Here is a 20045-nt window from a genome sequence, read left to right as displayed (position 1 = left end):
CCGAATTCGAGGTTACCCGATTACAGGCCACATGGCGAGAGCTTTTAAGTACTTTCTTAGAGGTTTTTTCCGTGAGATCGCCATGAATTAATTGGTGATAACAGCCCAGGAAGCAGTGCGCTCTGTTTGGCCCGAGCAAATTTGTTGCGGTGATGACCAATCCCGGAAAAATCAGTCTGTTAAGGAAGACCGGTGGTTAGGTACTGGGCAGACCATATATTACCTCTGACAGACGGGGGCTGCGTTTGACGTAGATGAAGGTAAAGGTGACAGCGGGCGGTAAACACAATTGTGCCTGCTGTCGTTAGTTTATTGCACCGGTTTATATTTCCCCGGTAAATGGCGATATAGCCAGTTCACCAGATAATCACTGGCCGGGGTTAGCAACCACCAGCTCATACCAACTAACGCAATTGAGACGGAACCCACGGCAATATCGGTGAACCAGTGTGCACCAATCATCACGCGCGGCATGGCAAAGACCAGCACAATGAGCGCCGCGACGGCAAATGCGCCACGAGTGAAATAGCGCAGCATAAAGCTGGCGAAAACAATCAGCATTAATCCGTGGTCGCCGGGGAAGCTGTCAGCGGAAGAATCTTTGGTGGGAATGCCGGTGAGCTGTGCAACGTGGTTCACCTGCGGGAAAACCAGGGTAGGGCTGGGGTGTGAAACCGGGATCAGATGGCCGAGTTGGTTTAAACCAACGGCGCTGATAAGCATGGTGATGCCGATGGCGAACATCCTGCGGCGTCCTTCTGGCGTTTCTCTTTGCCAGAACCAAAGATAGAGCCCCCCCATTGCCAGCAGCGAAACGCCGTCGAAGGCTCGGAAATTGGTGATTGCCACCAGCCACAGCAGCGTCTGGCTGGTGAGGATGTGTTGGTTAAACCAATAGAAGAGTGTTTTATCAATGATAAACCACTGTCCATGCTCGGTCGGCAGGTACCAGGAAAAAAACAGCACTAAGCCGAGCACATTTAGCAGCAGGATCAGTAATAAGCGTTTAAAAGTCATATCTGTAAGGGATCTTCATAACAAGCGGCAAGTGAATAATGCGCGGGATTATAAACTAAGAATGCACTGAGGATTTGGCAAAACACTTCATTTTCTCTGGCGTGCGTTGGGTTGTTTAAATTGCCTTGCCTGGGGCTTATCGTTGGCCTGCAACATAAGCCCTCGCGACCTTTTCTGCCCGCTTGCGCAACGTATGGGCAGTAGTCTGGTGTTTAAAGTTGTGCTTTCTAGCGCCGATAATCAGTGGCGCTACAGGCTCGTTGTAGTGAAAAAGTCCGGCTGGGTTTCAGTGCTAAGATAAGTTGTTACAGGACAATTATTCTTATCCGCTCTGACATCAGTACAGATTTATCTATCACTGGTTTGAAAAAAATGGGGTTAGCATGAAGAACATATTAGCGGCTTTGGCCATCATGTTATTCGCCTCATGGACGAGCATATCACTGGCGGGGAGTCGCCAAACAGGAAATTCTTCCGGAACGATTACCTTTGTAGGAGCCGTGGTCGAAACGCTTTGTGACACGGATATACAGCAGAAACAAGTAGATGTTTCCTGTACTAAGGCCGGTCAGCAAAATATAAAAACGTTGGCACTGGACAACACGTTATGGCAAAACTTGCCTAATAATGTCGGCAATGCGCGAATATCCTGGCTGGATGACCAGCATCGGCGCGGTACGGTCACTATCAACTATCAATAATACCTTGCGGATTATCCGGACGTATTCTGGCACCATCGCATGATGGCGCCTTTACTCTTCACTAGTCAGCGCGGCTCATATAACGACGTTCCGGAATATGAATGCGGATTTTATCCCCGTTACTGAGATATTCAGGCACCTGTATCACCAGCCCGGTGCTCATGGCGGCGGGTTTGGTGCGTGCGCTGGCTGAAGCCCCTTTTATCCCTGGAGTCGTTTCAACAATGACCATATCTACCGTCTGGGGCAGTTCCAGTGCCAGAATTTGTCCATCCATCGTTAAAACCTGAATCCCCGGAATGCCCCCTTCTGGCAGGAACAGCAGTTCATCTTCAATCTGCTCACGCTTGAAGTTATACGGCGTATAGTCCTCATCATCCATAAACACGTACTCGTCACCATCAATGTAAGAGAAGGTCACCTGACGGCGGCTGAGAGAAATGGTGTCGATGATCTCGTCGCCTTTAAAACGCTCTTCGACCTTCAGCCCGGTTCGAATATCGGTAAAGCGCATTTTGTACAGCGTAGACGCGCCTCTGGCGCTCGGACTTTGAACGTCAATATCTTTCACTAACAGCAACTTGCCGTTAAGGTTGACGGCCATGCCCTTTTTAATTTCGTTAGCTCTTGGCATAAAACAGGTCTCGCGGGTAGATAAGGGAACAATCCATCGCGACACGTTACTCGCGCACGCGTCGCCAGGCAAGATCTGCCTGCGTTAGCCAAGGGAGAAGAGGCGTTGCCCGGTGCTTATAAGCATAGTATTCGACACGGTGGCCTGCTATTGTCGCGCTTTGCTGACGGGAGAACGCGATGGAGTGTCGAGCCGCATGTGGGGCCTGTTGTACGGCTCCGTCTATTTCATCACCTATACCGGGTATGCCGCACGGCAAACCGGCGAATACGCCATGTATACAGCTGGACGCTCAGCGACGCTGCATGATTTTTGGCTCCCCGCTGCGGCCAAAAGTGTGTGCCGGATTACAACCCCACCAGGAAATGTGTGGTCGAAACCGCGAGCAGGCGATGATATTTTTGTTGGATCTGGAAGCGCAAACGGCTCCCCAGGCCGGTATGTGAATCTTCATCATCATCATCATTATTATTTCGCTCAGCGGATGGACTTCAGCATCTGCTTCAGCTAATGCTCTCACCGACGCATTTTTCCGAAAACCTGAGACAAAGTGTGCTGGCTGTCAAAAATCTGCTATGCCGTTTGCGGTAAAACTTGCAACGGATCTGTGAACCATCACAAAATCATTGAAACGTTTCAGCGCTGTCTCTTCAGGTTGTTACTGTGGCGGTTGCGCTTTTTTTCTCAAATAAGCTGAAACGATTCAAATCAGCAACAGGGAGAACTATGTTCCAACTAGAACTCAATGCCATCAAGCCTGGAGCACGGGCTGGCGACAAACAGGATGCGATTCGTCAAGTCGCTGCGGCATTAACCGCAGCCGGGAACGTTGGCGCAGGCTACGTAGAAGGCATGCTGGCGCGCGAGCAGCAAACGTCAACCTACCTGGGTAATGGCATTGCTATTCCGCACGGCACAACCGATACCCGCGATCTGGTGCTGAAAACCGGCGTACAGGTTTTCCAGTTCCCGCAGGGGATCGCCTGGGGTGAAGACCAGACGGCCTATGTGGTGATCGGTATCGCGGCAAAATCTGACGAGCACCTGGCGCTTCTGCGTCAGCTGACGCATGTGCTAAGCGATGACAGCGTGGCGGAGCAGCTTAAAAATACCGATTCAGCTGAAACTCTGCGCAGCATCCTGATGGGTGAAAAGCTGGCCGCTGAATTCAAGTTTGATACTTCGCTGATTGCTACCGAGGTTGCCGCCAACGATCTGATGACCTTACAGGCGCTTAACGCCGGACGCCTGCAACACACGGGTGCGGTAGATGCCTCTTTCGTGACGGGCGTTATTTCAGGCAAACCGCTCAATCTCGGCCAGGGTATCTGGCTGAGCGACAACCCGGATGGCAACCTGACCAGCGCGGTTGCGGTCAGTCGTGCGGCTAAACCCTTCGATGCAGAAGGTGAAACGGCAGCCCTGCTGATCACGGTTTCCGTTGCCGATGACCAGCCTTTAACCGTATTAAACTATTTAAGCGATCTGCTGATTAAACAGCAGGCCGACCGCCTGTTAAGTGCAGACGCAGCCGGTATTCTGGCATTACTGACCAGCGAAGTGTCCGAACAGGCTGACGTGGTGACCGAAGAGTTCACCATCCGTAACGAGCACGGTCTGCATGCCCGTCCGGGCACCGCATTGGTCAGTGTGATCAAGCAGTTTAACTGTGAGGTCAGCGTGATTAACCTCGATGGCAGCGGTAAACCGGCCAACGGTCGCAGCCTGATGAAGGTGGTGGCGCTCGGCGTGAAAAAAGGCCATCGTCTGCGCTTTACCGCCAGCGGTGAAGATGCACGTCGTGCGCTGGATGCGGTCGGTGAAGCCATCACCGCAGGTCTGGGCGAGGGGGCAGCATGAGCAGACGTGTAGCCACTATCACCCTTAATCCTGCCTATGACCTGGTGGGATATACCCCGGAAATCGAGCGCGGCGAAGTCAACCTGGTGAAAACCACCGGGCTACATGCGGCAGGAAAGGGAATTAACGTCGCCAAAGTGCTGAAAGATTTGGGAATTGATGTCACCGTTGGCGGCTTCCTCGGCAAAGAAAACCAGGACGGTTTTCAGCTGCTGTTCAGCGAGTTGGGTATCGCCAATCGTTTCCAGGTGGTGGAAGGACGCACCCGTATCAACGTCAAACTGACCGAGCAGGACGGTGATGTGACCGATCTGAACTTCTCCGGATTTGAAGTGACGGCGCAGGACTGGGAACGTTTTACCACCGACTCACTGACCTGGCTTGGCCAGTTCGACATGGTTTGCGTCAGCGGTAGCCTACCGGCAGGGGTGGAACCCGAAGCCTTTACCGAGTGGATGGCCCAGCTGCGCAGCCACTGCCCGTGCATTATTTTCGACAGCAGCCGCGAGGCGTTGGTTGCCGGACTGAAGGCCGCACCGTGGCTGGTTAAACCTAACCGTCGTGAATTGGAAATCTGGGCAGGGCGAAAATTACCGACTTTACAGGATGTGATCGCCGCCGCTCATGCGCTGCGTGAGCAGGGCATCGCACATGTGGTGATTTCACTTGGAGCCGAAGGGGCGCTATGGGTGAATGCCTCCGGCGAATGGATGGCGAAGCCACCAGCCTGTGAGGTGGTGAGTACCGTTGGGGCGGGTGATTCTATGGTAGGCGGTCTGATTTACGGACTGCTTATGCGCGAATCCAGCGAGCACACGCTGCGCCTTGCTACCGCAGTGGCGGCGCTGGCCGTCAGCCAGAGCAATGTGGGCGTGACCGATCGCACACAGCTGGCCGCGATGATGGCGCGTGTCGATTTACATCCTATTAACCACTGACAGCAGGAGACGCATAATGAAAACGCTGCTGATAATTGATTCTTCACTGGGACTGGCTACCGGCTATCTGGCCAAAAAAATGACTGCGGCAGCAGCAGCCAGCGGCAACATCACTCTGACCGAAAACCCGGCAGAAGCCGATCTGGCGATCGTTGCAGGTAAAAATATTCCGGCCGACGCTGCGCTCAACGGTAAAGCTGTCTACCTCGCGGACGTCGCGCAGCTGCTGCGTCAACCGGCGCAGGTGCTGGCGCAAGCGCAAACCGATGCCCAAACTTATAGCGCACCACCTGCTGCTGCCGTTGCCCCAACAGCCGCAGAAAGTGGGCCAAAACGTGTATTAGCGGTGACCGCCTGCCCAACCGGCGTGGCGCACACCTTTATGGCGGCTGAAGCCATTAACACCGAGGCGAAAAAACGCGGCTGGTGGGTTAAGGTGGAAACCCGTGGTTCAGTCGGTGCCGGTAATGTCATCACCGCTGAAGAGGTGGCGGCGGCCGATCTGGTGATTGTCGCTGCGGATATTGAAGTGGATCTGGCGAAGTTTGCCGGAAAGCCGATGTACCGCACCTCAACCGGCCTGGCGCTGAAGAAAACCGTGCAGGAGCTGGACAAGGCGGTGGCGGAAGCCAAGCCCTGGCAGCCCCAGGGGGGGGAGCAGAGCGCTCAGCCAGAGAAGAAGGAGAAAGCAGGGGCCTACCGTCACCTGCTGACCGGCGTTTCTTACATGCTGCCGATGGTGGTGGCGGGTGGTTTGATTACCGCCCTGTCATTTGCTTTTGGTATCACCGCCTTTAAAGAGCCCGGCACGCTGGCTGCCGCACTGATGCAGATTGGCGGCGGCACTGCCCTGGCGCTGATGGTGCCAGTACTAGCCGGATTTATTGCTTTCTCCATTGCCGACCGTCCTGGTCTGGCACCGGGCCTGGTCGGCGGAATGTTGGCGACCAGTATTAATGCTGGTTTTCTTGGCGGGATTATCGCCGGTTTTATTGCCGGTTATGCCGCGAAATTCCTCAGTTCGAAACTGAAGCTGCCGACCAGTATGGAAGCGCTGAAGCCCATCCTGATCATCCCGCTGATTTCCAGCCTGGTCACTGGATTGCTGATGATCTACGTGGTGGGTAAACCGGTTGCTGGCATCATGTCTGGTCTGACAGCCTGGTTGGCGAATATGGGAACGGCCAATGCCGTGGTGCTGGGCGCAATCCTCGGCGGCATGATGTGTCTGGACATGGGCGGGCCGCTGAACAAAGTCGCGTATGCTTTCGGCGTGGGGCTGCTCAGTTCGCAAACCTATGCGCCAATGGCGGCGATTATGGCAGCGGGTATGGTTCCACCGTTGGCGATGGGTGTGGCAACGGTGGTCGCGCGTAGCAAATTCAGTAAAAGTCAGCAGGAAGGCGGCAAGGCGGCGCTGGTGCTGGGGATGTGCTTTATCTCTGAAGGCGCCATCCCGTTTGCTGCCCGTGATCCAATGCGTGTCCTTCCATGCTGCGTGATTGGTGGTGCAGTGACGGGAGCCATCTCAATGACTATCGGCGCCAAGCTGATGGCACCACACGGTGGCCTGTTCGTGTTGCTGATCCCCGGCGCAATCACGCCGGTGGTGGGTTACCTGCTGGCGATTATCGCCGGTACGCTGGTGGCAGGACTGTCTTATGCGCTGCTGAAACGTCCTGAAGCGGAACTGGCTCAGGCTTGATGACAGCGTTAAAAAAGGGCTGTCTGTGTAAAGTCCATCCTTAATACAGGCATAAGCCCGATCGGGACGGAGCGAATAAACGCTCCGTCCTTTGTTATTTCTGTTCTGACTTCAACCACGCAATCTCATCTTTCCAGATATCCGGATTGATCGTTTCCAGAATCAACGGGATACCGTCAAAGCGGTTATCTTTCATCAGCCAACTAAATGCTGCTTTACCGATATTGCCTTCGCCCAGACTGTGGTGTCGGTCGACACGACTGTTAAATTCACTTTTAGCATCGTTAAGATGCATACCGCGCAGGTATTGGAAACCCACGATGCGCTCGAATTCGGCAAAGGTATTAACGCACGCCTCTTCGCTACGCAGATCATAACCTCCGGCGAAGGCGTGGCAGGTATCAATACACACGCCAACGCGAGATTTATCCTCAACGCCATCAATAATCGCCGCCAGATGCTCAAAGCTAAATCCGAGATTGCTGCCCTGACCGGCGGTGTTTTCAATCACTGCGGTGACGCCAGCGGTTTTATCCAGCACCCTATTGATCGACTCGGCGATGCGCTTCAGGCACTCATCTTCCGTAATCTGCTGCAAATGACTGCCCGGATGGAAATTGAGCAGCGTCAGGCCGAGCTGCTGGCAACGGTTCATCTCATCAAGAAACGCGTCGCGTGATTTTTCCAGCGCCTCAGCCTCCGGATGGCCCAGATTAATCAGAAAGCTGTCATGGGGCAGGATCTGCGCCGGAGTATAGCGGTATTTTTCACAGGCAAGGCGAAAGGCGGAAATCACTTCATCAGTGAGCGGAGCCGCGCGCCACTGGCGCTGGTTCTTAGTAAATAGGGCGAAAGCCGTTGCTTCCAACTCTGAGGCGCGTTCTACCGCCCGATCCACGCCGCCCGCTGCGCTGACGTGGGCACCGATATATTTCATGCCGTTCTCCTGTTAATGACCTGCTTAATGGCAGGCAGGTCATGATAACCGGAAAGAGGGGGAAATTATGCCATCAAATGCTGTACCAGCAGATTGATTGCCCCGCCACCAACCATGAGCCAGATAAACAGGAACAGCCCCAGCAGCAGCGGTTTAATACCGGCACGTTTCAGCGCGTTGATACGCGTGGTGAGCCCCAGCGCAGCCATCGCGGTTGCCAACAGCAGATTATCCAGCTGATTAATCTGTGCGATCCAGCGCGCTGGCAGCAGATGCAGTGAGTTAAATAAGGTGACGCCGATAAACAAAAGGGCAAACCACGGGAAGGCAATCGGGCCGCTGCGGCCGGGGCCATCGCTGCGCTGTACCCGTGCCGCCAGCAGTAGCAGGAAGGGGGCCAGCAGCATCACGCGCAGCAGTTTGGCAATCACCGCAGAGTTCTCCACATCGGGGCCAACCGCGTGCCCTGCGGCGACCACTTGTGCCACTTCATGCATCGTTGATCCAATATACACACCATATTCACTGGCGCTCACCATCGGTAACAGATGACTGACCAGAGGCCACATCAGCGGATAGATAAATATCGCCAGCGTGCCAAAAATCACCACGGTAGCGATAGCCACCGCCACCTTGGCCGTATCGGCTTTGATCATCGGTTCGGTCGCAAGAATGGCGGCGGCGCCGCAGATGCTGCTACCGGCACCAATCAGCCAGCTGGTATCGCGGTCGAGCCCAAGCAGGCGTTGACCGAGCCAGCAGGCGAGAATAAAGGTCGAACCCAGCGTCAGGACATCGATAATCACGCCGCTTATCCCGACATCGGTAAGCTGCTGTATCGTCAGGCGAAAGCCATACAGCACGATACCGGTGCGTAACAGCTGCTGTTTCGCCAGCTGCGTCCCGCTGTCACAGTGCGATGCCAGACGTGAATAAAAGATGTTACCAATGATGATGCCGCCAATAATCGCCAGCGTTAACGATCCCAGCCCCAGTGCGGCAACGCGTGGCAGATTGCCAAGTGAGGTGGCCAGCGCGGCGATAGCCACAGCCAGCACCAGGCCGGGTAGGTGGCGGGCGGGATTCTGTGTGGGCAGGGCCGTTGTCGTTAAGCTCATGATGCTTCTCCTGTAGCAATACCCTCATCATGAGCGCCGCTGGCTTAAAAGAGAAATTGATTATATATTTATAACCAACCACTCTAAGCGATATAGCGGCGTACGCAGCGGCAGACGATAAAAGGACAGGCAATGCACATTACTTTGCGCCAGCTGGAAGTGTTCAGCGAAGTGCTGAAAAATGGCTCAACCACTCAGGCGTCACAGGTGCTGGCGTTATCACAGTCTGCGGTCAGCGCAGCGCTGGCGGATCTGGAAAGCCAGCTCGGCGTGCAGCTATTTGACCGGGTAGGCAAACGACTGGTGATTAATGAACATGGTCGTTTGCTCTACCCACGGGCAGTGGCGCTGTTGGAGCAGGCGCTGGAAATTGAGCAGCTGTTCCGTGAAGACAATGGTGCGCTGCGCCTCTCGGCCAGCAGCACCATTGGTAACTACCTGCTGCCGGGCATGATTGCCCGCTACCGTCGTGATTATCCCAGTCTGCCGCTCGAACTGAATGTAGGCAACAGTCAGGAGGTGATCGCCGCCGTCGCCGATTTCCGCGTCGATATCGGTCTGATTGAGGGGCCTTGTCACCGGCCGGAGCTGGTCAGTGAGCCTTGGCTGGAAGATGAACTGGTGGTTTTTGCCGCGCCGGGAGCCGATATTCTCAGCCATCCGCCTTCGCTACAAAGCCTGGCCGCTGCGCCGTGGATCCTGCGTGAACAGGGGTCAGGTACGCGTGAAATTGTGGATTATCTGCTGCTGTCGCATCTGCCCCAGTTTACGCTGGCGCTGGAGTTAGGGAATTCAGAGGCGATCAAAAACGCGGTACGCCACGGGATGGGCATCAGCTGCCTGTCGCGCCGGGCGATTGCCGAACAGCTGGCGCTGGGGACGCTGGTTGAAGTGGCTATCCCGTTACCTGAACTGAAACGCACGTTGTACCGCATTCACCATCGTCAAAAACATATATCCAAAGCCCTCAGCCGCTTTCTTAGCTATTGCACGCAAGAGACGAATTAGTCCGCATTGTGGCGATGAATTTCCGCAGCGGCAGCTGGAACTTCTAATAATCGTCAGCCGATCATGAAGCAAACTTATAAAACGGTGTTAGCGCTATACCACCGGCGGTAGGTTGCTATAATCGCGCCTCATTTTGCTAGAGCGCAGCGTTAAAACATGGATCATGACACGAAAACGACACAACAGCCTGGATTAAGGCGTGAGCTGAAAGCTCGTCATTTAACGATGATCGCCATCGGCGGTTCAATTGGTACCGGTCTTTTTGTCGCCTCTGGCGCAACCATTTCACAGGCAGGGCCGGGCGGCGCGTTGCTGTCGTACGCACTGATCGGCCTGATGGTCTACTTTCTGATGACCAGCCTCGGTGAGCTGGCGGCGTTTATGCCGGTCTCCGGCTCTTTTGCCACCTACGGGGCTAAATACGTCGAAGAAGGATTTGGCTTCGCGCTAGGCTGGAACTACTGGTACAACTGGGCGGTGACTATCGCTGTTGACCTGGTGGCATCGCAGCTGGTGATGAACTGGTGGTTCCCGGATACCCCCGGCTGGATCTGGAGCGCTCTGTTCCTCTCACTGATCTTCCTGCTGAATTACATCTCGGTGAAAGGTTTCGGTGAAGCAGAATACTGGTTCTCGCTGATTAAAGTGGTCACGGTTGTGGTGTTTATCGTTGTTGGCGTGATGATGATCGCAGGCATCCTGCGCGGCGCCGAAAGTGCCGGCTGGCAAAACTGGCAGATCGGCGATGCGCCGTTCTCCGGCGGCTTTTCCGCTATGATCGGTGTGGCGATGATCGTCGGCTTCTCGTTCCAGGGGACTGAACTGATTGGTATCGCCGCCGGTGAATCTAAAGACCCGGCGAAAAATATTCCACGCGCGGTTCGTCAGGTGTTCTGGCGCATTTTGCTGTTCTACGTGTTCGCCATTCTGGTGATCAGTCTGATTATCCCCTATACCGATCCCAGCCTGCTGCGTACCGATATTAAAGATATCAGCGTCAGTCCGTTTACGCTGGTATTCCAGCACGCTGGCCTGCTGTCAGCGGCGGCGGTGATGAATGCGGTTATCCTGACGGCGGTTCTGTCGGCGGGTAACTCGGGTATGTACGCCTCTACGCGTATGCTTTACACCCTGGCCTCCGAGGGCAAAGCCCCGCGTATTTTCGCCAGGCTGTCAAAAGGCGGCGTGCCGCGCAACGCACTGTATGCTACTACCGTGGTTGCGGGCCTGTGCTTCCTGACCTCGATGTTTGGCAATCAGACCGTTTATCTGTGGTTGCTGAACACCTCGGGAATGACCGGGTTTATCGCCTGGCTGGGCATTGCCATCAGTCATTACCGCTTTCGCAAAGGTTATATGATGCAGGGGGGCGATCTGTCTGGACTGCCTTACCGTTCCGGTTTCTTCCCGTTCGGGCCTGTCTTCGCCTTTGTGCTCTGCCTGATGATTACCCTCGGACAGAATTACCAGGCATTCCTTGCCGATCGCATTGACTGGTACGGCGTGGCCGCCACTTACATCGGTATTCCGCTGTTCCTGCTGATCTGGCTGGGTTTCCGACTGTCGCGCAAAAGCCGTTTTGTGAAATACGGTGAGATGGAGTTCCCGACGTCAAACCCGTAGCAGACTGACAACGTAAAAAAAAAGGCGCCTATTAAGCGCCTTTTTTTTGCTGCATGATTCAATATGACAAATAGCACTGATAAGTATTATCATTTGCCCTCTTTTCACCATTATTCACCAGGCTGAACAGGTATTGATAATGAGTTTAACTGACCAGGTTGTACAGCAGTCAGGCAATGTGCCGCCGCAGGGAGTGATGGGACGCTACCATGCGTTACTGCGCCACCGTGTACTGTTGATGGCCGTGTTGATCGCGGCGATTGTGGCTTCACTGGTGCTCGACTTTACTCTCGGCCCTTCCGGGCTGTCTTTACACACGCTATGGCAGACGCTGCTGTCGCCAGAAACGTCGGACCCTGGTACACGGGTGATCGTCTGGGATATTCGTCTGCCCTATGCGCTGATGGCGGTGGTGGTCGGCCTGGGCCTCGGCCTTGCGGGGGCAGAAATGCAGACCATCCTCAATAACCCTCTCGCCAGTCCCTTTACCCTCGGCGTCTCTTCCGCTGCGGCTTTCGGCGCGGCGCTGGCGATTGTGCTTGGGATCGGTATTCCGGGCATTCCCGATCAGTGGTTTATTTCGGCTAACGCCTTTGTTTTTGCGCTGTTGGCCGCGTTGATGCTGGATGCGGTCACGCGCTGGACTCAGGTGTCCACCTCCGGCGTGGTGCTGTTTGGTATTGCACTGGTATTTACCTTCAACGCGCTGGTGTCGATGATGCAGTTTATCGCTAACGAAGATACCTTGCAGGGGCTGGTTTTCTGGACAATGGGCAGCCTGGCGCGTGCATCATGGGAGAAGCTGGCGGTGCTGTGCGGCGCACTGCTGCTGTTGGTGCCGTTCTCAATGATGAGCGCCTGGAAGCTGACCGCGCTGCGTCTGGGTGAAGATCGCGCCGTCAGTTTTGGTATTGACGTGCGCCGTCTGCGCCTGGTGACGCTGCTGCGTATCAGTATTATCTCTGCCCTGGCGGTAGCATTTGTTGGGCCGATTGGCTTTATCGGCCTGGTTGCACCGCATATCGCGCGTATGATTTTCGGTGAAGATCACCGCTTCTATCTGCCAGCCAGCGCGTTGACGGGCGCGCTGGTGTTATCTATGGCCTCGGTGGTGTCAAAAAATCTGATCCCCGGCGTCATCATTCCGGTTGGCATTGTCACCTCACTGGTCGGCGTGCCGTTCTTTCTGAGCATTATCATGCGCCATCGGGGGAGTGTCTGATGCAGGGGCTGAAAATCAGCGGCTTTAAAGCCGGTTATACGAAGCGTCAGGTGATCGACAACCTCAATGTTGAGCGACTACCGCGTGGTAAAATCACCGTGCTGCTGGGGCCGAACGGCTGCGGTAAATCGACGCTGCTGCGTTCTCTGGCCGGGCTGAATCAGGCGCAAGGCGAGCTGTGGCTCAACGGCGAAGAGCTGACGGCGTTGCCGTTTGCCCGTCGGGCTTCACGCGTGGTGTACCTGCCGCAGTCTTTACCTGCCGGGGTGCATCTGCATGTGTTGGAGTCAATTATCGTGGCGCAGCGAGCCAGCGGCGGGCGCAGCAGCGCGGCCAGCGAAGCCGAAGTGATGGCGCTGTTGCAACAGCTGGGCATCGCGCACCTGGCGCTAAGCTATCTTGATCAGCTTTCTGGCGGGCAGAAGCAGCTGGTCGGCCTGGCGCAGTCGCTGATCCGTCGCCCGGAACTGCTGTTACTTGATGAGCCCTTGAGCGCGCTCGATTTGAACTATCAGTTTCATGTGATGGATTTGGTACGGCGCGAAACGCGTCTGCGCAATATTGTTACCGTGGTGGTGGTACACGATATCAATATCGCGTTGCGCCACGCGGAGCATGTGCTGATGCTGCAAAACGGTGAGCTAATCGCCGATGGTCGGCCAGAAGAGGTGATCACGCCTGAAAGCCTTGCGCGGGTATATGGTGTACAAGGGCGCATTGAACGCTGTTCGCAGGGGGTTCCGCAGGTGTTAATTGATGGGTTGGTGGCGGCTCCGGCGTTTTAGCGTCGGGCTTTTTTTGGGTTATAGCACCTCACGGTCGGTGAAATTAAGCGTATTAAGAGTGTTTAATTTCATCAAGTTACAGTCTCCTTTATAAACTGTTTACTCCTTATTGACGATGTAAACTGGAAAGAAATGAAGAAGAAACTGTTATATACCATGATGGCTCTCTGTTCGGCTAACGCAGCAGCCACCGTCGACTTCTATGCTGGAGAAGGGGTTGATTATAGTGCGGTAGTGGTAAAATTTAGCGAAAAGGGCATGAGAGCGCTGAATCTGAATGATGTGCAGCCTGACAATAATAAAAATATTCGTCTGAGCAACAGCTATGGCATGCAGCTGCATATGAATAAGCTGTTTGACGATGTTCCCCGCTCTTCACGGCTCGGTGTTAACAGCAACAAAAACGGGCTGAATCGGTATTTTGAAATAAAATTGCCGGAAAATCAGAAGCGGAATATTGATTATATTAATGACATTATCAATTCCATCGAAAAAGAGCATGATGTTGAGGCGGTTTATCCGGACTCCAAACCTGTACCCCTTGATCATTTTTCCGATGAAAACGGAGTGACAGGGCGCTTATCCGCGACCGGTGAGGCACCCCCGCAGGGGGCTGATGCAGCAATTCCCTCCTTTGTTGACCTGCAATACTATATGAAAGCACCGGACGACAAAGGAACCGGTTACGCGCTGGGCGGGATCAATGCGGATGCGGCCCACAAAAAATATCCCAGCAGCGCGGGTAAAGGCATCACCGTGCTTTCTACTGAAATCAATCGCTGGGATCATGACCACCTTGACCTTCCCAAACCCATATTCTCATTGACCCACTCTCCAGAGATAATCAGCGCGCACGACACCCAGTCAGTCGGCATTATGGCGGGCAAAGATAATGGTTTTGGTGTTACCGGCATTGCCAACCAGGCCAGCTTTGCCTATTCCGATTCGCCTAATGAACTGTTTGTTAAGGCGATTAAACGGCTAAAGCCGGGAGATGTGGTACAGCTCGGTATCCATTTACGCATTACCAGCATGCCGGGCTGTACCAATAGTTGTTATGCCCCTGTGGAGTATAATCGGTCCTGGTTTGATGCGATAAAAACGGCAACTGATAGTGGTATCCACGTTATTGCTGCGGCGGGAAATGGCAATATCGATCTCGATCATCCGAGTTTTAAAGGGAAGTTCGACCGCAATAAGCGTGATTCAGGCTCTATCCTTGCCGGAGCGGTGGATGCGAAAACGGGTAAGAGGTCCTGGTTTAGTGATTATGGCTCTGCGGTAAGCAGTGCTTCCTGGGGCGACTACGTGACCACCACTTATGCTAATGGAGCGGGTGCTGATTTGTGGAACGCCCCTAATGCGCAATATACCGATAGCTTCTCCGGCACCTCTTCAGCCAACCCGATTATTGCCGGCGCGGTGGCGGGTTTATCGGGAATAGCGAAACAACATGGCATAACGGTATCCCCGAAAGAGATGCGTGAACTGTTAACGGAAACCGGCACACCGCTGAGCAGCCCTGGCAAGTACATTGGTACGCAGCCTGATATGCTGAGAGCGGCAGAAAAACTGTTGGGTGCTGAAACACCTGTGGAAGACGTGGTTGTGTCCGATTTGAAGGCAGGCACCATCTCAGAACAGTCATCAACCCTGAGTTTTAAAGTTAAAGCGACGGGGAAACTGAAGCTGGATGCTAAAGTCGTTGACAGTAAGGGTGTAAAAAAAGGCTCGGCAAATAAACAGCTCAACGATAACAGTATGAGCATCAAGATCCCGCTCTCATCCGTTACTCCGGGTGAATATTCCCTGCACTATACGGCAACCAATACCCAGGGTGCGCTGATTAAGCAGGGCAAGTTGACGTTTACGCTAAACGGCGGCACGACGGCTCCGAAATGGGATGCCAAAAAGACCTATGACAAGGCCTGTACCGAAGTGAGCTGGGAAGGCAAGGTATGGCTAAACGGCTGGTGGGTGAATGGGACGAAGCCTGGCAGTGAGGGTGAGTGGGGCGCATGGCGTGTAAAGGGCGCAAAAAACATGCACGCGGGTTGCTAAACGGTCGACAAGATATGGCGGCTATTGAGCGGTAAACTGCTCAGATAGCCGCTAAAACCCGATCGGACATCACCTGTGTCTGAGTTGTTTATTTCTGCAACGGAGAGTTCAAACTCATGTGTCATTCCAGAAGGAGGAATGACACATGTCTTCGCGTAATGGGTTACGACACCAACAGATGCCGGGCATGGAAGCGCAGGTGATCTTCGATAAAACTGGCGATAAAGAAGTAACTATGGTCATAACCTGGCTGTATACGCAAGGTTAGCGGATAGCCCAGTTCGTGCGCCGTTGCCTCCAGCTGTTCAGGCCGGAGCTGATCGGCAAGGAACTGATCGCTGTCCCCCTGGTCGACCAACATCGGAAGTACCGCACCGCCGTTACGCATCAGCCAGCAACTGTCATACTGCTGCCAGGCGCTGATATCCTCACCCAGATAGGCGCTAAAGGCCTTTTTTCCCCACGGAACCTCCATCGGATTCACGATCGGCGCAAAAGCGGACACCGAGCTAAATTTTCCCGGATTGCGCAGCGCCAGCATTAACGCGCCATGCCCACCCATCGAATGCCCCATCATCGCCTGACGATCGCTGATGTTGAAGTTCCCGGCGATCAGCGCCGGAAGTTCGCTGTTGATGTAATCGTACATGCGAAAATGACTGGCCCACGGCGTTTCGCTGGCATTGAGATAGAAGCTCGCCCCTTGCCCTAGATCGTAACCGTCGTCATCAGCAACCTGTTCTCCCCGTGGACCGGTATCCGGCATCACCAGCACCAGCCCCAGTTCTGCCGCTACGCGCTGCGCCCCGGACTTGACGCTGAAGTTTTCATCGCTACAGGTCAGCCCGGCAAGGAACCAGACCACCGGCGGCGGCGTACTGCTTTTCGGGCCGGGTAAAAAGATGCTGAAGGTCATCGCGCAGTTCATGCTGGCGGAATGATGGCGATAACGCTGCTGCCAGCCACCAAACAGGCGATGTTCTTCTAAAAGCTCCAGTGAAGATGACATCCTTTTCTTCCTTATGATTTCGCGAAATGCACCACGGTACGGATAGATTTACCTTCATGCATCAGATCAAAGGCTTCGTTGATCTCTTCCAGCGGCAGATTGTGGGTAATAAAGTCGTTTAGCTGGAACTCTCCCCCCATGTAACGCTCAACCAGACCCGGCAGCTGCGTGCGGCCCTTTACGCCGCCAAAGGCGGAACCGCGCCATACCCGGCCGGTGACCAGCTGAAACGGACGGGTGGCGATCTCTTCGCCCGCGCCGGCCACGCCGATGATGACCGATTCGCCCCAGCCCTTGTGGCAGCACTCCAGCGCAGACCGCATCACGTTGACGTTACCGATGCACTCGAAGGAGAAATCAACGCCGCCGTCGGTCATCTCAACGATGACATCCTGAATCGGCTTGTCGAAGTCTTTGGGGTTAATCAGGTCGGTGGCCCCGAGCTTACGCGCCAGATCGTACTTGCTGGTATTGATATCAATACCGATGATGCGTCCGGCCTTCGCCATTTTCGCGCCAATAATCGCCGACAGGCCGATACCGCCCAGGCCGAAGATGGCAACGGTATCCCCTTCCTTCACTTTGGCGGTATTCAGTACCGCCCCCATGCCGGTGGTGACGCCACAGCCCAGCAGGCACACTTCTTCCAGCGGCGCTTCTTTGCTGATTTTCGCCAGTGATATTTCCGGCACCACGGTGTATTCAGAAAAGGTTGAGGTGCCCATATAGTGGTAAATCGGCTGGCCGTCTTTGAAGAAGCGGGTGGTGCCGTCCGGCATCAGGCCCTTACCCTGAGTGGTGCGGATGGCCTGGCACAGGTTAGTTTTGCCGGAAAGGCAGAATTTACACTGGCGGCATTCCGGGGTGTACAGCGGAATAACATGGTCACCGACCGCCACGCTGGTGACGCCTTCACCCACGGCTTCCACCACGCCGCCGCCTTCATGGCCGAGCACCGCCGGGAACACGCCCTCCGGGTCTTTACCGGAAAGGGTATAGGCATCGGTATGGCACACGCCGGTAGCCACGATGCGCACCAACACTTCACCTTTCTGCGGCGGCATCAGATCCAGTTCTTCAATTTTCAGTGGTTCACCGGCAGCCCATGCTACGGCGGCACGCGTTTTAATCATCTGCATATGTTGCTCCTGTCAGGGACTCCGCGCCGGGATTAATCGGTCTGGAGCAGAAAGTGTGGTTAAGCGTCACCCGGATTGAGGAAAAGCGCCTCTAATCGTCAGGATTAGCCTCAAATTGTTCAATAATCAGGTATTTCAGCGCTTCAATATTGGCGGTGAAGGCATCGCGCCGCCATATCAGCAGGGTATCGGTATCACGGATGGCGGGCGGCAGCGAGTGCTGGCGCACGCGCTCGTGCCCCGGCAACTGCGCCAAAACCGCAGCGGGCAGCAGCGCCAGCCCGCCACCGCTGGCGACGCAGGCGAGCATCGCATGATAGGACTGGATCTCCATCACATTGCCCGGCTGGACGCCGGCGGCACGAAACCAGTTTTCGAAACGAACGCGGTAGGAACAGCTGGGACGGAAGGCAAACAGGGTGCTGCCCGCAGCCTCTGCCGGACGACTGATGGCGCTGTGATCCAGACTTGAGATCAGCACCATCTCCTCGTGAAACGCCACGCAGCCGTTAAGTTCCTCAACGTTGATCGGGCCATCTACCAGCGCGGCGGCGAGGGTTCCGACGCGTACCCGTTCAATTAATTCGCCTGATGTGCCGGTAACCAGCGCCAGGGTAACCGCCGGATAGCGCTGATGAAACTCGGCCAGCAGCAAAGGCAGGCGCGTGGCCGCCGTGCTCTCCATTGAGCCTAAGGCGAAGTGTCCGCCTGGCTGACCCGCGTGGGTCATATTCAGCGCTTCTTCACTGAGTACCAGAATGCGCTGCGCATAACAGAGGAAGTTGTGCCCCATCGGCGACAGTCGCAGCCGCTGTTTTTCGCGAATAAACAGGTCGCAACCCAGCTCTTCTTCCAGCTGTCGCAGGCGGGTGGTGAGGTTTGAGGGCACGCGATGCAGCTGCTGTGCCGCTCGCGCCATCGAGCCGCAGTCAGCCACCGCACAGAACATTTTTAGCTGGGTCAGATCCATGTATTCACTTATCGTAATCAACTTGTTTAGTATTATTCACTTTTCGTCATTCTATCCTTAGTGCATTCTGATGGCAAACGCTAATCCAGTCGGGAGTAATTATGGCAGTTCGTGTGGCGTTCAGCGCTTTTCTGGCGCTGGTGGTGGCAATGGGGATAGGGCGCTTTGCGTTTACCCCACAGGTGCCGTTAATGATAGCAGAGCACCAGCTGTCGCTGACCAGCGCGGCGGTGGTAGCGGCATGTAATTACCTGGGTTATTTGTGCGGTTCGTTTAACGCCATGCGCGCGACCCGACGCGTGGAGTGGCGTTTACGCGCTGGCGTCTGGGGGGCGGTTGTGCTGACGTTGCTGTCAGCGGTTCTCTCTGCACCCTGGCAGCACGCGCTGGTGCGCTTCCTGATTGGCTGGGCCAGCGGCTGGGCGATGGTGCTGATCGCCGCCTGGAGCAACGAACAGCTGCTCCGGCACCAGCGACCGGGGCTGAGCGCGGCGGTATTTGCCGGGCCAGGCACCGGCATATTCATCAGCGGCATACTGGCGGTGGTGCTGCACGGCTATCAGGCGAGCGCGGGCTGGGCGTGGGCTGCCTATGGCGGGCTGGCTCTGCTGTTGGTACTGCTGATTGCGCGCGCCTTGCCGCGCACCGGAGAGCTGCACCGCCCGGACACGCCAGCGCCGCCATTGCGCCTGACCAGCGGGCTGAAGCGGCTGGTGTGGAGCTACAGCCTGGCCGGATTTGGCTATATCCTGCCTGCCACTTTTTTATCGCAGATGGCTACCACGCGTTTTCCCGGCGTGATAAGCCAGTTTGTCTGGCCGGTATTCGGCGCGGCGGCGGTGCTGGGTATCGTCATCGGCATTGTGACACGGCGTTTCGGCCAGGCAAATCGACGGCTGGCACTGGTACTGTGGCTCCAGGCGATGGGCGTCTTTGCCGCTGATATCGTTCCCGGCATTGGCGGTCTGCTGCTGGGGGCCGGGCTGGTTGGCGGCGGTTTTCTCTGCGTGGTACAGCTGTCGTTGCAGTATGGTCGCGAGCTGGCACCGCAGCACGCCCGCTATCTTGCCGGTCTATTGACCACCGGCTATGCGCTTGGTCAGCTGGCGGGGCCACTGCTGTCTGCCATCTCAACCTCTTTAACCCAGCGGCTGGAACCAGCGCTGTATGTCGCCGGGGGCGCTTTGCTGATTGCCGGTATGCTGGTGTGGCGGCGTGCGGCGGTGACTGAATGACGCCGTTTCATTGTCGATTATAGGGATTCGCTGGATTACGCGCTGAATGTGTTCCAAAATAGCGCTCACGAAATTTCGCCGGG

General features: G+C 55.3%; 18 protein-coding genes. 11 read left to right on the top strand and 7 right to left on the bottom strand.

Annotated elements, in window-relative coordinates:
* Positions 1 to 309: 309 nt before the first annotated feature.
* The gene (locus EPIR_RS11345; RefSeq protein ID WP_023655544.1) at positions 310 to 1017 is read right to left on the bottom strand and encodes a phosphatase PAP2 family protein; all 708 of its coding nucleotides are present in this window, start codon (positions 1015 to 1017) and stop codon (positions 310 to 312) included.
* A 383-nt stretch (positions 1018 to 1400) separates the two neighbouring features.
* Here EPIR_RS11345 and EPIR_RS11340 point away from each other — a divergent pair, with 383 nt between their 5' ends.
* On the top strand, positions 1401 to 1718 hold the full coding sequence (locus EPIR_RS11340) for a hypothetical protein (RefSeq protein WP_048697391.1): 318 nt from the start codon (positions 1401 to 1403) through the stop codon (positions 1716 to 1718).
* A 61-nt stretch (positions 1719 to 1779) separates the two neighbouring features.
* On the opposite strand, the gene yeiP is transcribed toward EPIR_RS11340, so the two are convergent.
* The gene (gene yeiP, locus EPIR_RS11335) at positions 1780 to 2352 is read right to left on the bottom strand and encodes an elongation factor P-like protein YeiP (protein WP_023655542.1); all 573 of its coding nucleotides are present in this window, start codon (positions 2350 to 2352) and stop codon (positions 1780 to 1782) included.
* 179 nt (positions 2353 to 2531) lie between these two features.
* Here yeiP and EPIR_RS11330 point away from each other — a divergent pair, with 179 nt between their 5' ends.
* The 4 genes from EPIR_RS11330 (at position 2532) to fruA (ending at position 6855) form a co-directional block, all read left to right on the top strand.
* Positions 2532 to 2798, top strand: coding sequence for a YkgJ family cysteine cluster protein (locus EPIR_RS11330; protein WP_023655541.1), 267 nt, complete (start codon positions 2532 to 2534; stop codon positions 2796 to 2798).
* A gap of 280 nt (positions 2799 to 3078) precedes the next feature.
* On the top strand, positions 3079 to 4212 hold the full coding sequence (fruB, locus tag EPIR_RS11325) for a fused PTS fructose transporter subunit IIA/HPr protein (protein WP_023655540.1): 1134 nt from the start codon (positions 3079 to 3081) through the stop codon (positions 4210 to 4212).
* Positions 4209 to 5150, top strand: coding sequence for a 1-phosphofructokinase (gene fruK, locus EPIR_RS11320; protein ID WP_023655539.1), 942 nt, complete (start codon positions 4209 to 4211; stop codon positions 5148 to 5150). Before fruB ends, fruK begins: the two co-directional genes overlap by 4 nt.
* Positions 5151 to 5166: 16 nt before the next feature.
* Positions 5167 to 6855, top strand: coding sequence for a PTS fructose transporter subunit IIBC (gene fruA / locus EPIR_RS11315; RefSeq protein ID WP_023655538.1), 1689 nt, complete (start codon positions 5167 to 5169; stop codon positions 6853 to 6855).
* 94 nt (positions 6856 to 6949) lie between these two features.
* Here fruA and nfo read toward each other — a convergent pair whose 3' ends face one another.
* Both nfo and EPIR_RS11305 read right to left on the bottom strand, forming a co-directional pair.
* Positions 6950 to 7792 carry a deoxyribonuclease IV gene (nfo, locus tag EPIR_RS11310; protein WP_023655537.1) on the bottom strand — a complete coding sequence of 281 codons (843 nt, stop codon included), beginning with the start codon at positions 7790 to 7792 and terminating at the stop codon, positions 6950 to 6952.
* A gap of 65 nt (positions 7793 to 7857) precedes the next feature.
* Complete coding sequence (locus EPIR_RS11305) at positions 7858 to 8910, bottom strand: YeiH family putative sulfate export transporter (protein ID WP_023655536.1); 1053 nt, start codon at positions 8908 to 8910, stop codon at positions 7858 to 7860.
* 132 nt (positions 8911 to 9042) lie between these two features.
* Here EPIR_RS11305 and yieE point away from each other — a divergent pair, with 132 nt between their 5' ends.
* The 5 genes from yieE to EPIR_RS11280 all read left to right on the top strand — a co-directional run bounded on the left by yieE (position 9043) and on the right by EPIR_RS11280 (position 15609).
* Positions 9043 to 9918 carry a DNA-binding transcriptional regulator YeiE gene (gene yieE, locus EPIR_RS11300; RefSeq protein WP_023655535.1) on the top strand — a complete coding sequence of 292 codons (876 nt, stop codon included), beginning with the start codon at positions 9043 to 9045 and terminating at the stop codon, positions 9916 to 9918.
* Positions 9919 to 10074: 156 nt separating this feature from the next.
* Positions 10075 to 11541, top strand: a complete 1467-nt coding sequence (locus tag EPIR_RS11295; protein WP_023655534.1) for an amino acid permease — start codon at positions 10075 to 10077, stop codon at positions 11539 to 11541.
* A gap of 139 nt (positions 11542 to 11680) precedes the next feature.
* On the top strand, positions 11681 to 12763 hold the full coding sequence (locus EPIR_RS11290) for a FecCD family ABC transporter permease (protein WP_023655533.1): 1083 nt from the start codon (positions 11681 to 11683) through the stop codon (positions 12761 to 12763).
* Positions 12763 to 13548 carry an ABC transporter ATP-binding protein gene (locus tag EPIR_RS11285; protein WP_023655532.1) on the top strand — a complete coding sequence of 262 codons (786 nt, stop codon included), beginning with the start codon at positions 12763 to 12765 and terminating at the stop codon, positions 13546 to 13548. Before EPIR_RS11290 ends, EPIR_RS11285 begins: the two co-directional genes overlap by 1 nt.
* 132 nt (positions 13549 to 13680) lie before the next feature.
* A complete protein-coding gene (locus EPIR_RS11280) occupies positions 13681 to 15609 on the top strand; it encodes a S8 family serine peptidase (RefSeq protein WP_023655531.1) in 1929 nt (642 codons plus the stop codon).
* 163 nt (positions 15610 to 15772) lie between these two features.
* Here the strand turns inward: EPIR_RS11280 and fghA are convergent, their stop codons facing one another.
* The 3 genes from fghA to ptrR all read right to left on the bottom strand — a co-directional run bounded on the left by fghA (position 15773) and on the right by ptrR (position 18727).
* Positions 15773 to 16618: an S-formylglutathione hydrolase gene (gene fghA / locus EPIR_RS11275; protein ID WP_023655530.1), complete on the bottom strand. Its 846-nt coding sequence runs from the start codon at positions 16616 to 16618 to the stop codon at positions 15773 to 15775.
* A gap of 11 nt (positions 16619 to 16629) precedes the next feature.
* On the bottom strand, positions 16630 to 17757 hold the full coding sequence (locus tag EPIR_RS11270; protein WP_023655529.1) for an S-(hydroxymethyl)glutathione dehydrogenase/class III alcohol dehydrogenase: 1128 nt from the start codon (positions 17755 to 17757) through the stop codon (positions 16630 to 16632).
* Between the two features lie 91 nt (positions 17758 to 17848).
* Positions 17849 to 18727, bottom strand: coding sequence for a putrescine utilization regulator PtrR (ptrR, locus tag EPIR_RS11265; protein WP_023655528.1), 879 nt, complete (start codon positions 18725 to 18727; stop codon positions 17849 to 17851).
* A gap of 101 nt (positions 18728 to 18828) precedes the next feature.
* Here ptrR and EPIR_RS11260 point away from each other — a divergent pair, with 101 nt between their 5' ends.
* Positions 18829 to 19962 carry a YbfB/YjiJ family MFS transporter gene (locus EPIR_RS11260; RefSeq protein WP_023655527.1) on the top strand — a complete coding sequence of 378 codons (1134 nt, stop codon included), beginning with the start codon at positions 18829 to 18831 and terminating at the stop codon, positions 19960 to 19962.
* Positions 19963 to 20045: the final 83 nt, after the last annotated feature.

It is taken from the genome of Erwinia piriflorinigrans CFBP 5888, assembly GCF_001050515.1.
Lineage (GTDB): Bacteria > Pseudomonadota > Gammaproteobacteria > Enterobacterales > Enterobacteriaceae > Erwinia > Erwinia piriflorinigrans.
The sequence above is the reverse complement of the archived record's forward strand: the minus strand, read 5'-3'. Positions and strand labels throughout refer to the sequence as shown.